Source organism: Paraburkholderia sp. EG286B, from assembly GCF_040965655.1.
GTDB lineage: Bacteria > Pseudomonadota > Gammaproteobacteria > Burkholderiales > Burkholderiaceae > Paraburkholderia.
The window spans coordinates 50,134-65,604 of record NZ_JBFRCF010000016.1 but is presented as its reverse complement, the minus strand read 5'-3'; the positions used below and the strand labels follow the sequence as shown (position 1 = coordinate 65,604).

The following is a 15,471-nucleotide window of genomic DNA, read 5'->3' as shown; positions in this document are numbered from 1 at the left end:
GCTCGCTTGTTAGCTCAACTGTCTTTTTCAGTTCTTCTTGATGCGGCCCAGCACGTTGTCCGCGACAATGTTGCGCTGGATTTGATTCGTGCCCTCAATGATCTGCACAACTTTTGCGTCGCGGAAATACCGGTTTATCGGGTACTCGTTGGAGATGCCGGCAGCGCCAAAAAGCTGTACGGCGTCAGTCGCGACCTTCATGGCGACGTCCGATGCGAACATCTTCGCCATCGCAGCCATTGGAGCGAGTTCGCGTCCGCTTACGCCCGCGTCGACGAGCGACGCGGTGCGGTAGACAAGTTGGCGCGCGGCTTCGGTCTGCGTGACCATGTCGGCAATCATCCAGCGCACACCCTGGAAGTTGCTGATGGTCTGGCCGAACGCTACGCGATCCTGAATGAATTTGACGGCATGGTCGATCGCCCCCTGCGCAATGCCGACCGCGCGCGCGGCAACGATGGGGCGGCTCGTGTTGAGCGCTTCCATCGCCACCTTGAATCCCTGGCCGCCTTCCGGCCCGAGACGGTCTTCCGCGCGAATGAAGGCGTCGTCGAAATAGAGGGGGCAAGACGCTACGCCTCGCGCGCCCATCTTGTCTTCTTCATTACCGATGGTGAGCCCGTGCGTGTTGCGATCGACGATAAAAAGATTGATCCCCAGCGGCTGCCCTTCCTCATCGAGCGTCTTTGCCGCGACGAGAATGAAGTCGGCAATATGGGAGTTCGTGCACCAGATTTTTGAGCCGTTGAGCACATAGCCGCCGTTCTTGCGGCGCGCTGTGGTGCGAATGCCGGATACGTCGGAGCCGCTTTGAGATTCGGTAATCGAGAGCGCGCCGCGCAATTCGCCGGATGCGAGTCCGGGCAGAAGGCGTGCCTTCTGTTCATCCGTGCCTCCTTCGAGAATGGCGCCAAAGGGCGTCCATTGCACGACCAGCAAATAGCCGGTGTTGTAGCAAACTCGCCCAAACTCCTCGACGGCGATACAGGCCGACATCACACTGCCGGCGCCGCCATACGCTTCCGGAAACGGCAACGTGAAGAGGCCCAGTTCCTTAAGCAGTGCATACATGTCGTGCGGATACTCGGCCGTACGGTCGATCTCGTCGGCGCGCGGTGCCACACGCTCCCTTGCGACGCGACGGATGAGATCGCGGATCTGAACCTGGTCGTCTGTTAGTTCGTATGTCACTTCGAGCTCTCTTACTGGCGGTTTTCCGGATCGGGCCAGGATTCGTCTTTCGGAGCGGGCCAGGTTGCCCCCGCTGACCACTCCCGAATCACCCCGGTCTCTTCAAAATGTTGAACAATGTTCGATAAAGTAAACGATGGATCAGGTGGCCGTCAAGCGCAGAAACCGGCTGGCGCGGGTTTGTCCGAGGTGCGTCCGGAATTTCGCCGGGATGTAGTGTCAGCCTTGTGGGGCGGGGCACGACAGGGCTTTCCCACCGTTGACAGCACGCTTCCGATGCGTTTAATATTTGGAACAGTGTTCGGTTATTTGTTCCATTTTGGCCCGACATAGCGGCTCGATTCGCGGGAGCCCTAAGGCAAAAACGATTTGGAGGAGCGGGGAATGGACTCTCTTTGTCCTGAAGTCGACTATCAGAAGTTTCTGGCCGAGGGCCGCTTGATGATCCAGCGCAGCCGCAGCAGCGGCCGCTATGTGTTCTATCCGCGCGTGGCCGAGCCGGTCACCGGGGCGCGCGATCTGGAATGGGTCGACGCGTGCGGGAAAGGCACGGTTTATTCCACCACGGTCGTGCGCCAGAAGTCGCCCACGCCGAGCTACAACGTCGCAGTGATCGATCTGGAAGAAGGTGTGCGCATGCTCAGCTGCGTTGAGGGCATCGAGCCGGAGGCCGTGCGCATTGGCATGCCCGTGCAGGCGAAGATCGTCTACCGGGGGGATGCGGCACTGCTCGTATTCGAACCAGCCTGACGCCCGCTAACCCGCAACCGGCCGTCAAGAGCCGGTCGCACCTGATGAAAGGTAGATCGAATGGAATTCAACTTGCGCGGGCGTACCGCACTGGTGGCAGGCGCCACCTATGGGATGGGGGAAGCACCTGGGTTGTCGTCGATGGACCTTGCTGCGCGCGCTTGCGTCGACGCGCTGGCCCAGGTAGGGCTCACGCCCGGCGATGTGGATGGCCTGTTCGTGTGCACGCCCGACGACATGCTCTCGGGTCTCACGTTTGCCGAGTATCTCGGTATTAACCCGAGGTTCACCGATAACAACCGAAGCGGCGGCTCGGCGTTCGAGATTTACGCACACACTGCGGCGATGGCCTTGTCTACGGGCCAGATCGACGTCGCGCTGATCGCATATGGGAGCAACCAGCGCAGCGCGGCGGGCAAGCTCGTGCAGTCGTCGCGTCCCTCGCCGTGGGAGAGCCCGTACAAGCCGATGAATCCGGTCTCGTCTTATGCGCTCGCGGCGGCGCGGCATATGCACCAGTTCGGCACGAAGCGCGAACATCTGGCCGAGGTGGCCGTCGCCGCGCGCAAATGGGCGCAGCTCAACCCGGATGCGTACATGCGCACGCCCTTGTCGATCGATGACGTGATGGGCGCGCGTCTCGTATCCGACCCGCTTTCCGTACGCGATTGCTGCCTCGTGACGGATGGCGCGGCGGCCGTCGTCATGGTGCGCGCCGACCGCGCACGCGATCTGACCGACAAGCCCGTCTATCTGCTCGGCGCGGCTTCGGCCACGTCACACCGCGAAATTGCGAGCATGCCCGATCTCACGGTGACGGCGGCCGCGCAATCGGGCCGGCGCGCGTATGAAATGGCGGGCGTGAAGGCAAGCGATATCGACGTCGCGATGCTGTACGACGCATTCACGATCAACACCATTCTGTTCCTGGAAGACCTCGGCTTCTGCCCCAAGGGCGAAGGCGGCCGCTTCGTCGCGGACGGGGCCATCGCGCCGGGCGGCCGGCTCGCGGTGAATACCAACGGCGGCGGGTTGTCCTGCGTTCACCCCGGCATGTATGGGCTTTTCCTGATCGAAGAGTCGATGCGGCAGCTGACGGGGCGCGCCGGCGAACGCCAGATTCCCGGCGCGAAGCTGGCCATCGCACACGGCAACGGCGGCGTGCTCTCGAGCCAGGCCACGGTGATTCTCGGAACTGAGGAAACGCTGTAAGGCACGGCGGCCGCCCAGGCCACGGTCAACAGTTTTGCATGGGAGACGGACAGATGAGCGTAGAGATCGGCAGCGACGCGACAGAGATCGTCCAGGTCCAGCAAGACGGCGCAATCGCGATCGTCACATTGAATTACCCCCAACGCCGCAACGCATTTTCATTGAAGATGCGTCAGACGTTGTATGCGCAACTTTATCGTCTGATGCATCACGAGGAAAGTTGCCGCGCAATTGTCCTGACCGGCGCCGGCAATACGTTTTGTGCGGGCGGCGACATCTCGGAGATGCAGACGCGCAAGGTGCTCGAGTACCGGCAACGCAATGAACTGCCGCTCGATATCTTCAGACTGATGGTCGAAGGCCCGAAAGCGGTTGTCGCCGCGGTCGAAGGGTTTGCGTTTGGCGCAGGCCTCTCGCTCGCAGCGGCTTGCGACTACGTCGTCACATCGTCGGCGGCGCGCTATGCGAGCGCGTTCGTGAAAGTCGGGCTTTTGCCCGATACGGGGCTCTACTGGTCGCTCTCGCAACGCGTGGGCGGTGGCCTCGCACGTGAGCTCATGCTGAGCGCACGCGAGTTCAACGGAGTAGAAGCGGGCGAGACCGGGTTTGCGAATCAGGTCGTCGAGCCCGGCGAGGCGCTGAACGCGGCCTTGAAGGTGGCACAACAGTACGCGGAATTGCCCTCGGTCGCCACCGCGCATCTGAAGGCCGCGCTCGCGACGGGCATCCGCACGCTCGACGAAGCGATCGAAGCCGAAGTCAACCTGCAGCCCATCCTGCGCCGCAGCCGCGAACACCGGGAGGCCGTAAGCGCCTTCATGGAAAAGCGCAAGCCGGTGTTCGTGGCCGACTGAAGGGAGCCAACATGAGCGAAAAACAAACGGCAGCAACCGAAACGGCGGCGCTGATCGAGGTGACCCGCGAGGGGCCGGTCGCGATCGTGACGTTGAACAATCCGCGACGCCGCAATGCGATGGGGCGCCAGATGCGCCAGTTGCTGCGTGACACGGTGCATCGTCTCATGGTCGACGACCCAGAGTCGCGCGCAATTGTACTCACTGGCGCGGGCGAGCATTTCTGCGCGGGTGCGGACATCTCCGAGATGACGAAGCGCACGATCCTGCAAAGCCGCGAAATTCTGGCGGAATCGTGCATGGTGGTGCGCGAAATGCAAGCGGGTCCGAAGCCCGTTGTGGCGGCGGTGGAAGGCGTGGCCTTCGGCGCCGGCCTGTCGCTCGCGGTGGCGGCCGATTACGTCGTCGCAGCGTCGAGCGCGCGTTTTTGCGCTGCGTTTCTGCGCGTGGGGCTGATTCCAGATACCGGCGTTCTGTGGACGCTTCCGAAGCGCATTGGCATGGCCCGCGCGCGCGAGATGCTTTCGCTCGCCACGGAGATCGACGGTAACAAGGCCGCGGCAATCGACCTCGCAAACGAAGTGGTCGAGTCGGGCGCGGCGCGCGCCAGGGCGATTGAAGTTGCACTCGGCCTCGCGGCCTTGCCACCGCTCGGCGTGGCGCTGTTGAAGGAGTCGCTCACCAACGCCGCGACGACCATGGAAGGCGCGCTGCGCGCCGAGATCGACTATCAGCCCATCCTGCGTCAGTCGAAAGACCATCAGGCTGCCTGCAAGGCATTTATGGAAAAGACCACGCCGGTCTTCACCGGTGAATGAGCGCGGGGACCCATGCGATGAGTATCGAGCAGAAGGAAATGACTGCGGGCGCCGACGAGGTCGTGCAGGTGCGCCGTGAAGGCGACGTGAGCGTTGTCACGATGAACTATCCCGAGCGCCGCAACGCGTTCTCCATGAAGATGCGGCTCGCGTTGACGGAGGTGTTTCAGCGGCTCATGAACGACGACCCCGATACGCGCGCCATCGTGCTGACGGGCGCGGGCGGCCATTTTTGCGCGGGCGGTGACCTCTCGGAAATGCACGCGGCCACGCCGCCATTGCTCGCGCTGCGTGAACGCATTGCGGTGGGCGTGCGTCTGTTCAAGCTGATTTATACGGGCACGAAGCCCGTCGTCGCGGCAGTGGAAGGCACGTGCTACGGAGCGGGCGTCTCGCTGGCTGCTGCCTGTGATGTCGTGGTCAGCGCCGAGACGGCGAAATACTCGTGTGCCTTCGGCAAGGTAGGCCTGCTGCCCGACACCGGGATTCTCTGGACGCTCCCGCAAAAGGTGGGTGGCGGCAAGGCGCGCGAACTGATGCTGAAGGGCGATGTCATCGATGCAACCACGGCGCGCCGCATCGGCCTCGTCAGCGAGCTGACGGTGAGCGGACACGCGCTCGATGCGGCGATCGAGGCCGCGGCTCGCTTTGCGAGCTATCCGCCGGTGACGCTGGCGCTCCTGAAGGCGAGCCTCGTCAACGCGGGCAACTCGATCGAGGACGCATGCCGTCTGGAGACCGATCTCAATCCGCTGGCGCGTCAAACGAGCGATCACACGGAAGCCGTGAAGGCCTTCATGGAAAAGCGCAAGCCGGTTTTCACGGGCGCCTGAAGCCGACGTTCTTCATTGCTGTCTCTACAGGAAGTTCAATGCCAATGTTTACGCCTGACCTGCTGAAGAACAAACGAATCCTGATCACCGGCGGTGGCACGGGGCTCGGCAAGAGTATCGGCCGACGTTATCTCGAACTGGGTGCCGATCTTGTCATCTGCGGCCGCCGCAAGGAAGTGCTCGACGCGACCGCCGACGAGTTTCGCGGCGCGGTGCCCGGCGCACGCGTCACGACGGTGCAGGCGGACGTGCGCAGCGCGGAATCCGTCGAGGCAATGATGGATACGATCTGGCAGGACGGCCCGCTCGATGTGCTGCTGAACAACGCTGCGGCGAATTTCATCGCGCGCACGGAGAGCCTTTCGCCGCGCGCGGTGGACGCGGTGCTCGGCATCGTGCTGCACGGCAGCTTCTATTGCACGATCGCGGCGGGCAAGCGCTGGATCGACGCGGGCCACGCGGGCAACGTGATCAGCACAGTGTCTACGCCCACGATGACCGGCTCGGCCTTTACGGTGCCCTCCGCCGCGGCGAAGGCGGGCGTTCTCGCGATGACCCGTAGCCTTGCGGTCGAGTGGGGCCCGAAGGGCATCCGTCTGAACGCGGTGGCGCCCGGACTTTTCCCTACGCCCGGCGCCTGGGAGCAACTGTATCCGCCGGGCTCGCAGGTCGAACCGCAGGAGCGCTCCGTTCCGCTGCGCCGCTTCGGCGATCACACGGAACTCGCCGATCTTTACGCGTATCTGGCATCGGATGGGTCCGGCTACATCACCGGCGACATGATCGTGATCGACGGCGGCCGCTGGATGCAGGGCGTTGGCGGCCCGACCTTCCGTGCCATGCAGGACTGGACCGACGAACAATGGGACGCCATGCGCGCCCATGCGCGCAAGGGTTGAACGATGGGTCCGCTCGCGGGAGTCCGAATCATTGAGCTTGCCGGCATCGGGCCGGGCCCCATGGCCGCGATGTTGCTCGCCGACCTGGGCGCGACGGTGTTGCGCATCGAGCGTCGCCAGCCGGTCAAGCTCGGTATCGAGCGCCCGCTGCGCTACAACCTGTTGCTGCGCAACCGGAAGACGATCGCGCTCGACCTGAAAGACCCGGAGGCTGTCGAACTCGTGCTTTCTCTGGCGGAGCGCGCCGACGCCTTGATCGAAGGCTTCCGCCCTGGTGTGACCGAGCGCCTGGGGCTCGGTCCGCAGGTTTGCCTCGGTCGCAACCCGAAACTCGCCTATGGGCGCATCACGGGATGGGGGCAAGACGGACCACTCGCGCAGTACGCGGGGCATGACCTGAACTACATTGCGATCACCGGCGTGCTCAACGCGATCGGGCGCTGCGATCAGCCGCCGTCGATACCGCTGAACCTGATCGGCGACTATGCGGGCGGTTCGCTGTATCTCGCGATGGGGCTGCTCTCGGCAATTCTGCACGCGCGTAACGGCGGCTCAGGCCAGGTCGTGGATGCCGCGATCGTCGACGGTACGGCCAACCTTGCTACTACGTTCTTCGGCATGCAGGCTGCCGGAATCTGGCGTGATGGGCGCGGGACGAATATCACGGACTCCGGATCACACTTCTACGACGTGTATGAATGCGCGGACGGCAAGTGGATCACGATCGGTCCCATCGAGGACAAGTTCTATCTCGAACTGCTGCGCTTGCTCGACATCGACACGCGAACCCTCGGCGCTCAGCTTGACGAAAGCAATTGGCCTGCCGCGCGCGCCCTGTTTGCGCTGAAGTTCAAGAGCCGCACACGCGAGCAATGGACCACGCTGCTCGAGCATTCGGACGCATGCTTCGCACCGGTGCTGTCGTGGACCGAGGCACCCGAGCATGCGCATCTGAAGGCGCGCGGCACGTTCATCGAAGTCGACGGCATCGTGCAGCCCGCTCCGGCGCCGCGCTTTTCCACCACGGTGCCCGCGAAACCGACCGCGCCTGAAGCGCCCGACGCGGCAACGGTCGACGCCGCGCTGGCTGCGTGGCTCGAACCGGGCCGCATTGGCGAGCTGAAAGAAGCGGGAACGCTGGCCTGAGTGGCACACGCCAGGCGAGCCTAAGAAAACGAAACGAGACACTCATGGATCTGCGATATACCGACGAAGAACTGGCGTTCCGCAATGAGGTGAACGCCTTCTTCAAGGAAGCGCTGCCCGCCGACATTCGACGCAAGGCCACCCTGGGGCAGCGCTATTCGGCGGCCGACCTGCGCCGCTGGCAACGCATTCTCTACGAGCGCGGCTGGGCGACGCCCGCGTGGGACAAGGCGTGGGGCGGGACCGGCTGGAGCGCCGTGCAGCAATACATCTTCAAGGAAGAGCTGCACATGGCCCCGGCGCCCGAAACATTGTCGTTCAACGTGAACATGATCGGCCCGGTGCTGATCGCGTTCGGCAGCGAAGAGCAGAAGCGCCACTTCCTGCCCCGCATCGCGAGCCTCGAATACTGGTTCTGCCAGGGCTTTTCCGAGCCGGGCGCGGGTTCGGATCTGGCCGCACTGCGCGCCCAGGCGGTTCGAGAAGGCGACCACTACGTCATCAACGGGCAGAAGCTCTGGACCTCTACGGCGCATCACGCCGACTGGATGTTCTGTCTCGTGCGCACGGACTCGAGCGGGAAGAAGCAACAGGGTATTACCTACCTGCTGATCGACATGAAGACACCGGGCTTGACGGTGCGCCCGATCATCACGATCGACGGCCACCACGAAACCAACGAGGTGTTCTTCGACAACGTGCGCGTGCCGGTTGCGAATCGCATCGGCGAGGAAAACAAGGGCTGGGACTACGCCAAGTATCTGCTCGGCAACGAGCGCAGCGGCATTGCACGCGTGGGCGTTTCGAAGATGCGCGTGCGGCATGCAAAGGACCTCGCGAAGCGCGTGCCCTGCGGGGACGGCGTGCTGTGGGACGACCCGCGCTTTCGGGAGCGGGTCGCGGCCGTGGAAGTGGAGTTGAAGGCGCTGGAAATGACGCAGATGCGCGTGATCGCCGAAAGCCGTGCGCAAGAGAGCCATGTGCCGGACCCCAAGACTTCGATCCTGAAGATCAAGGGTTCGGAACTCCAGCAACTTTCCGCCGAACTGCTGCTGGAAGTGGCGGGGCCGGATGCGTTGCCGCTCGATATCGACTTCCTGCGCGGTCTTGGCGACGCGGTTCGCGAGCCCGAATGGGCGCTGACGATCGCGCCGAACCACTACTTTGCGCGTCACGTTTCGATTGTGGGCGGCTCCAACGAGATTCAGAAGAACATACTCGCCAAGTCGGTATTGGGACTTTGAGCGACGGTCGAACAGCGGAGAAGCGTAGGCTATGGACTTTGATTTCACCGATGAGCAGCGCATGCTCAAGGACAGCGTCGAGCGTCTCGTCAAGGACGAGTACGGTTTCGAGCAGCGTGCGAAGTACCTCGTGGAGCCGGACGGCTTCAGCCGCGCGCAATGGGCGCGCTATGCGGAGATGGGGCTGCTGGGTCTTTCATTCGATGAGGAATACGGCGGCAGCAACTGCGGTCCTGTCGAGACGATGATCGTCATGGAGGCGCTCGGCCGCGGCCTCGCGGTCGAGCCGTACCTCGCAACGGTCGTGCTGGGCGGCGGCTTCGTGCGCCTTGGCGGCAACGCGGCGCAACGCACGGCGATTCTGCCGCAGATCGCGCAGGGCGAATTGCTGATGGCCTTTGCGCACAGCGAAGCGCAGTCGCGCTACGACCTGGCGGACGTGGCGACCACTGCGCGGCGCGAAGGCGACGCATGGGTGATCGACGGCGCCAAGCGCGTCGTGCTGCATGGCGGCAATGCCGATCTCCTCGTGGTGTCGGCGCGGGTGTCGGGCGGCAGGCGCGAGCGTGACGGCATCGGCCTGTTCGTGGTGAGGGGCGACGCTGCGGGCGTGACACGCCGCGTGTATCCGACACAGGACCGGTTGAGCGCGGCAGATATCGAATTTTCCGGCGTGCGAGTTCCGGATAGCGACGTGCTGGGTGTCGCGGGTGCCGCGTACCCGCTCATTGAAACAGTCGTTGCGCACGCAATCGCCGCGGTGAGCGCGGAAGCTGTAGGCGCGATGACCGCCGCGCACGAAGAAACCGTCGAGTATCTCAAGGTCCGCAAGCAGTTCGGCGTACCCATCGGGTCATTTCAGGCGCTCCAGCATCGGGCGGTCGATATGCTGGTCATGGTGGAGCAGGCGCGCAGCATGGCGCTTTTCGCGACCATGATGAGCGAGGAGCCGGATGCGGGGGAGCGCGATCGCAGCCTGTCCGCCGCGAAAGTGCAGATCGGACGCTCGGGCCGCTTCGTCGGCCAGCAAGGCGTGCAACTGCACGGCGGCATCGGGATGACCGAGGAGTGCAAGATCGGCCACTACATGCGACGCCTGAGCGTGATCGATATCCAGTTCGGCTCGACCGAACATCATCTGACCCAGCTCGCCAATGCCGGCGGGCTGATCGATGCAGCAGCGTGAGCCGCGTCCAGCCAAGTATACGGAAACATTCATGAGCCGAATTACCCCTCCCGACCAATATCAGGAACTGCGCGACGCCCTGCGCGACCTCTCGAAGGAATATCCCGATGAGTACTGGCGCCGCATCGATCACGAGCGCGTGTACCCGGAGGCGTTTGTCGACGCGTTGACGAAGGCCGGCTGGATGGCGGCGCTGATTCCTCAGGAGTACGGTGGTTCCGGCCTCGGGTTGACCGAGGCGTCCGTGATCATGGAGGAGATCAACCGCAACGGCGGCAACTCCGGGTTCTGCCACGGCCAGATGTACAACATGAACACGCTGCTGCGCAACGGCTCGGAAACGCAAAAGCGCAAATATCTGCCGAAGATCGCGAGCGGCGAATTGCGCCTGCAGTCGATGGGCGTGACCGAGCCGACCACGGGAACGGACACCACGAAGCTGAAGACCACCGCCGTGAAGAAAGACGGCCGCTATGTGGTCAACGGCCAGAAGGTTTGGATTTCGCGTGTGCAGCATTCGGACATGATGATCCTGCTCGCGCGCACCACGCCCTTGTCTGACGTGAAGAAGAAGTCGGATGGGCTGTCGTGCTTTCTCGTGGACCTGCACCAGGCGATCGGCAACGGTCTGACCGTGAGGCCGATTCCCAACATGGTCAATCACGAGACCAATGAACTGTTCTTCGACAATCTGGAGATTCCCGAAGAGAACCTGATTGGCGAGGAAGGCAAGGGCTTCAAGTACATCCTCGACGGGCTCAATGCCGAGCGTGCGCTAATCGCGGCCGAATGTATCGGCGACGGCTACTGGTTCGTTGAACGCGCATCGAAATACGCCAGCGAGCGTATCGTCTTCGACCGGCCAATCGGCATGAACCAGGGTATCCAGTTTCCGATCGCCGAGGCGTATATCGACGTGCGCGCGGCGGATCTCATGCGCTACAGAGCCTGTGAACTATTGGACAACCATCAGGCATGCGGCGCGGAAGCGAACATGGCGAAGCATCTGGCGGCCACGGCTTCGTGGAAAGCGGCGAATGCCTGCTTGCAGACGCATGGCGGCTTCGGTTTCGCCTGCGAATACGACGTCGAACGTAAGTTCCGCGAGACGCGGCTTTATCAGGTGGCGCCGATTTCGACGAATCTGATTCTGTCCTACGTCGCCGAGCATGTGCTCGACCTGCCGCGTTCATTCTGATCATCGAGAGGGGATCTCATGCGCTTCGAGACCATTCTGTACGACGTCAAGGACCGTATCGCGACGATCACGCTCAACCGTCCTGAACACATGAACACCTGGAACGACCAGGTGGCGACGGACGTGTACGAGGCAATGCAGGCCGCGGGCGCGGACCGCGGTGTGCGTGTCATCGTATTCACCGGCGCGGGGAAGGCGTTTTGCGCGGGCGGCGATATTCACAGCTTCGGTGGTGACCCCGCCGCACTCATGACCAAGCTGCCGCGTCCGTTCGACATGCGCAAGCGCGCGGACTGGCAGACGCGTTGTTCGTATTACCCGGCCATTCCGAAGCCGGTGATCGCCATGCTCAATGGCGCGACCGTCGGTATTGGCCTGATTCACGCGCTCTTTTGCGACATCCGGTTTGCTTCGGAAGACGCCACCATCACCACGGCATTCGCGCGGCGCGGTCTGACCGCCGAATACGGCATGGCGTGGATCCTCGCGCGCCACGTGGGCCAGGCGCATGCGCTCGACCTGCTGCTCTCGGGCCGCAAGATCAAAGGGCGCGAAGCCGAGCGCATGGGACTCGTGAATCGTGCGATCCCGGCGGAGAAACTGGTCGAAGAGACTTATGCCTACGCGCGCGAAATGGCGGATTACTGCTCGCCGCGCTCCATGCGCATCATGAAGGAACAGGTCTGGGAGGTGCCTTTCCAGACGCCCCACGAGGCGATCATGTCGGCCGGTCTGGATATGCCGATCGCCAACCAGTGCGACGACTACAAGGAAGGCATGGCGAGCTTCCTCGGGAAGCGCAAGCCCAACTTCACGGACTACTGAGCACCTACAGGACACCCTCATGCTGAACTACGAAGTCGTCAAGAACTGGCCTATCGAAGATGTTACGCAGACGTACAGCGAACGCGACGTCATGCTGTATTCGCTGGGCCTTGGCCTCGGCGGAGACCCATTGGACGCAGACCAGCTGCGCTACGTCTATGAAAGGGACCTGCAGGCAATGCCGACTTGCGCGGCCGCGTTCGCGTGGCCGAAATCGTGGATGCGCGATCCGCGTACGGGCATCGACTACCTGAAGCTCGTGCACGGTGAGCAGGACGTCCGTTTCGTGCGGCCGATGCCGGTTGCCGCGACCATCGTCAGCAAGACGCGCGTGAGCCGCATCTCCGATAAAGGCGCGGGAAAGGGCGCGATCGTCGAGCTCATGCGTGACATCATCGACGTTTCGAGCGGCGAACAACTCGCCGAAGTCCGCCAGGTGTCGTTTCTGCGTGGCGACGGCGGGTTTAGCGCGGAGTCGGGGGTCAGCGACGTGCCGCCCGAAGCGCTTCCGCCGGTGCCGGAGCGCGCACCGGATGCGGAATACGTCTTCTCCACCGGCGCCCATGCCGCGTTGATCTATCGCCTTTCGGGCGATGCCAACCCGCTGCACGCGGATCCTGAAGTGGCTTCGAAGGCGGGTTTCAGCCGCCCCATTCTGCACGGCCTCGCGACCTATGGCATGGCGGGCTACGCCGCGATTCGCACCTTCGCCGGCAACGATGCCACCCGTCTGAAGCGGCTCGCCCTGCGTCTGACTTCGCCGGTTTATCCGGGCGAAGAAGTGCGTTTCCAGTTCTGGAGGGATAGCGACACCCGCCTGCATTTGCGCGCGCGTGTTGACGCGCGCGATGTGGTGGTGCTGAACAACGGCATCGTGGAAATTGCCTGAAACCGCGCCTGGCAGTGCCAACGCGACTTGCCGGGCAGCGACTGGAGCCTGACGATGGACCTGAGAGAAAGCCCCGCCGAGAAGGCGTTTCGCGCCACGGTGCGGGAATTCGTAGCGACGCATTTGCCTGACGACATTCGTGATCGCGTGCTGAATTTCCGCCATGTGCCGCGCGAAGACTACGTGCGCTGGCAACGAATTCTGGCTGGAAAGGGTTGGGGCGCCCCCGCATGGCCCACGCAATTCGGCGGCGCCGCCTGGAATGCCGCGCAGCGCAATATCTTCGACGAGGAATGCTTTACCGCTGGCGCGCCGCGCCAGATGCCGTTCGGCCTTTCGATGGTCGGACCCGTGATCCAGAAGTTCGGCACTGCGGCGCAGCGCGAGCGCTTCCTGCCGCGCATCGTCTCGATGGAGGACTGGTGGTGCCAGGGTTATTCCGAGCCGGGCGCGGGTTCCGATCTGGCCTCGCTCAAAACGCGTGCAGAGCGTATCGAGCGTGACGGTCAATCGTTCTATGTGGTCAACGGCCAGAAGATCTGGACCTCGTTCGCGCAATGGGCGAACTGGATTTTCTGTCTGGTTCGCACGGACGGAAGCGGCCGCCCGCAGGAAGGCATCTCGTTCCTGCTGATCGATATGTCGACGCCCGGTATCACGGTCAGACCGATTCGCACGCTGGACGGCGGTCACGACGTCAACGAAGTGTTCTTCGACAACGTGGAAGTGCCGGTGAGCAATCTCGTCGGAGAGGAGCATCGCGGCTGGTCGATCGCGAAGTATCTGCTCGGACACGAGCGCACGAATATCGCCGGACTTGGCAACTGCAAGCGCTTCATGCGGCGTCTCAAGGAGATTGCGAGCACCGAGCGCAAGCACGGCAAACCGCTCATCGAGGACGTGCGCTTTCGCGATCGCATCGCCAAGGTGGAAATCGATTTGATCGCTCACGAATGGTCGCTTCTGCGCGTGGTCTCCGCTGAAACCGCAGGGCGTCCCATCGGGCCGGAAGCCTCGGTGCTGAAGATCCGCGGGTCGGAGATTCAGCAGGAGCTCACCGAGCTGATCATGGAATGCGCAGGCCCGTATGCAGTGCCCTTCGTAAGCGAAGCGCTGGAGGCGGACTGGCGCGGCGAAACCGCGAACGGCGAATTGCTCAACGCGCTGGCCGCGCACTACCTGGACTGGCGCAAGATTTCGATCTACGGCGGTTCGACCGAAGTGCAGAAAAACATCATCGCCAAGCAGGCGCTCGGCATCTGAGGACACGCCATGGACTTCACGCTGGTTGAAGAGGAACAGATGCTGGCCGACGTGGTCGGTCGCTTCGTCGAAAAGGAATACGACTTCGAGGCGAGGCGCCGTCTCGCTGCCACGCCGCAGGGCTGGTCGGATGCGCATTGGTCCACGCTCGCCGAAATGGGCGTGCTCGCGCTAAACGTGCCGCAGGACCACGGCGGCCTTGGCACGGGACCGGTCGAGACCATGCTCGTAATGGAAGCCTTCGGCCGGGGACTCGTGCTGGAACCGTTCGTTTCGTCGGCTGTGATCGGCGCGAAGCTCATCGGGCGCGCGGGACACGAGGCACGCAAGGCGGAGCTGCTGGCCGGCATCGCAGACGGCAGCCTGAAGACGGCGCTTGCAACACTCGAACCTGGCGCGCGTTTCGATTTGTGGAACGTCGCGACGAGGGCCGAGGCAACGCGCGACGGGTTCGTCCTCGATGGCCGCAAGGGCGTCGTGCTGCACGGCGACTGCGCGGACATTCTGCTGGTCTCGGCGCGCACGGCAGGCGAGCAGGCGGACAAGCACGGCATCACGCTTTTCGCTGTCGATGCGCGCGCGCAAGGTGTGAGCGTCAAGGGGTTTCCCGCACTGGATGGCCAGCGTGTCGCGGAAGTGGTGCTGAACGGGGTGCGAGTCGACCAACAGGCGGTGATCGGCACGATCGATCGAGGCTACCCGTTGCTCGACTGGGCTGTCGATCAGGGCATATTCGCGCTGTGCGCCGAAGCCGTGGGCGCGATGTCGCGGCTGAGCGAACTGACTTTCGAGTATCTGCGCACACGCAAGCAGTTTGGCTCGCCCATCGGCAAGTTCCAGGCGCTGCAGCACCGCGCCGCCGATATTTTGACCGCGGTGGAGCAGGCGAAATCGATCGTCTATTTTGCGGCTGCCAGGCTCGGCGAAGACGATGACGTTGCCGCTCATCGCGCTGTGACCGCTGCGAAAGCGCTGATCGGGCGCAGCGCGCGCTTCGTCGCGCAGCAGGCAGTGCAGCTTCACGGTGGGATGGGCATGACGGACGAGCTGGCGGTGGGTTGGTATGTAAAGCGCCTCACCTGCATCGACATGACGTGGGGAAACACCGAGCACCATATCGAGCTATACGGCGCGTTCCTGTAACCGCGGCTCGATGGCAACAA

General features: G+C 63.3%; 15 protein-coding genes. 14 read left to right on the top strand and 1 reads right to left on the bottom strand.

Annotation, left to right across the window (positions count from 1 at the left end; genetic code table 11):
• Window positions 1-27: 27 nt before the first annotated feature.
• Window positions 28-1,191, bottom strand: a complete 1,164-nt coding sequence (locus AB4Y42_RS29815; protein WP_069266516.1) for an acyl-CoA dehydrogenase family protein — start codon at window positions 1,189-1,191, stop codon at window positions 28-30.
• A gap of 384 nt (window positions 1,192-1,575) precedes the next feature.
• Here AB4Y42_RS29815 and AB4Y42_RS29810 point away from each other — a divergent pair, with 384 nt between their 5' ends.
• From AB4Y42_RS29810 to AB4Y42_RS29745, 14 genes are read left to right on the top strand one after another with little or no spacing between them, the layout of a single operon-like run.
• Complete coding sequence (locus AB4Y42_RS29810) at window positions 1,576-1,941, top strand: Zn-ribbon domain-containing OB-fold protein (protein ID WP_069266517.1); 366 nt, start codon at window positions 1,576-1,578, stop codon at window positions 1,939-1,941.
• Between the two features lie 60 nt (window positions 1,942-2,001).
• Complete coding sequence (locus AB4Y42_RS29805) at window positions 2,002-3,153, top strand: thiolase (protein ID WP_368696144.1); 1,152 nt, start codon at window positions 2,002-2,004, stop codon at window positions 3,151-3,153.
• A gap of 53 nt (window positions 3,154-3,206) precedes the next feature.
• On the top strand, window positions 3,207-4,007 hold the full coding sequence (locus AB4Y42_RS29800; RefSeq protein WP_368696143.1) for an enoyl-CoA hydratase/isomerase family protein: 801 nt from the start codon (window positions 3,207-3,209) through the stop codon (window positions 4,005-4,007).
• Window positions 4,008-4,018: 11 nt separating this feature from the next.
• On the top strand, window positions 4,019-4,825 hold the full coding sequence (locus AB4Y42_RS29795; protein WP_368685200.1) for an enoyl-CoA hydratase/isomerase family protein: 807 nt from the start codon (window positions 4,019-4,021) through the stop codon (window positions 4,823-4,825).
• 17 nt (window positions 4,826-4,842) lie between these two features.
• Window positions 4,843-5,658 carry an enoyl-CoA hydratase/isomerase family protein gene (locus tag AB4Y42_RS29790; protein ID WP_256094871.1) on the top strand — a complete coding sequence of 272 codons (816 nt, stop codon included), beginning with the start codon at window positions 4,843-4,845 and terminating at the stop codon, window positions 5,656-5,658.
• Between the two features lie 44 nt (window positions 5,659-5,702).
• A complete protein-coding gene (locus tag AB4Y42_RS29785; RefSeq protein WP_069266522.1) occupies window positions 5,703-6,557 on the top strand; it encodes an SDR family oxidoreductase in 855 nt (284 codons plus the stop codon).
• A 3-nt stretch (window positions 6,558-6,560) separates the two neighbouring features.
• Window positions 6,561-7,703 (top strand): CaiB/BaiF CoA transferase family protein, encoded by a 1,143-nt coding sequence (locus tag AB4Y42_RS29780; RefSeq protein WP_368696142.1) that lies wholly within the window; start codon window positions 6,561-6,563, stop codon window positions 7,701-7,703.
• Between the two features lie 44 nt (window positions 7,704-7,747).
• Entirely contained in the window at window positions 7,748-8,947 is a 1,200-nt protein-coding gene (locus AB4Y42_RS29775; RefSeq protein WP_368696141.1) for an acyl-CoA dehydrogenase family protein, read from the top strand.
• Window positions 8,948-8,978: 31 nt separating this feature from the next.
• A complete protein-coding gene (locus AB4Y42_RS29770) occupies window positions 8,979-10,133 on the top strand; it encodes an acyl-CoA dehydrogenase family protein (RefSeq protein WP_368687439.1) in 1,155 nt (384 codons plus the stop codon).
• 31 nt (window positions 10,134-10,164) lie between these two features.
• Window positions 10,165-11,331 carry an acyl-CoA dehydrogenase family protein gene (locus AB4Y42_RS29765; RefSeq protein WP_368687440.1) on the top strand — a complete coding sequence of 389 codons (1,167 nt, stop codon included), beginning with the start codon at window positions 10,165-10,167 and terminating at the stop codon, window positions 11,329-11,331.
• 18 nt (window positions 11,332-11,349) lie between these two features.
• The gene (locus AB4Y42_RS29760) at window positions 11,350-12,156 is read left to right on the top strand and encodes an enoyl-CoA hydratase (protein ID WP_368687441.1); all 807 of its coding nucleotides are present in this window, start codon (window positions 11,350-11,352) and stop codon (window positions 12,154-12,156) included.
• A gap of 19 nt (window positions 12,157-12,175) precedes the next feature.
• Window positions 12,176-13,045, top strand: a complete 870-nt coding sequence (locus AB4Y42_RS29755; protein ID WP_368602282.1) for a MaoC/PaaZ C-terminal domain-containing protein — start codon at window positions 12,176-12,178, stop codon at window positions 13,043-13,045.
• Window positions 13,046-13,099: 54 nt separating this feature from the next.
• Window positions 13,100-14,308 carry an acyl-CoA dehydrogenase family protein gene (locus AB4Y42_RS29750; protein ID WP_368602283.1) on the top strand — a complete coding sequence of 403 codons (1,209 nt, stop codon included), beginning with the start codon at window positions 13,100-13,102 and terminating at the stop codon, window positions 14,306-14,308.
• Window positions 14,309-14,317: 9 nt separating this feature from the next.
• The gene (locus AB4Y42_RS29745; RefSeq protein ID WP_368696140.1) at window positions 14,318-15,451 is read left to right on the top strand and encodes an acyl-CoA dehydrogenase family protein; all 1,134 of its coding nucleotides are present in this window, start codon (window positions 14,318-14,320) and stop codon (window positions 15,449-15,451) included.
• Window positions 15,452-15,471: the final 20 nt, after the last annotated feature.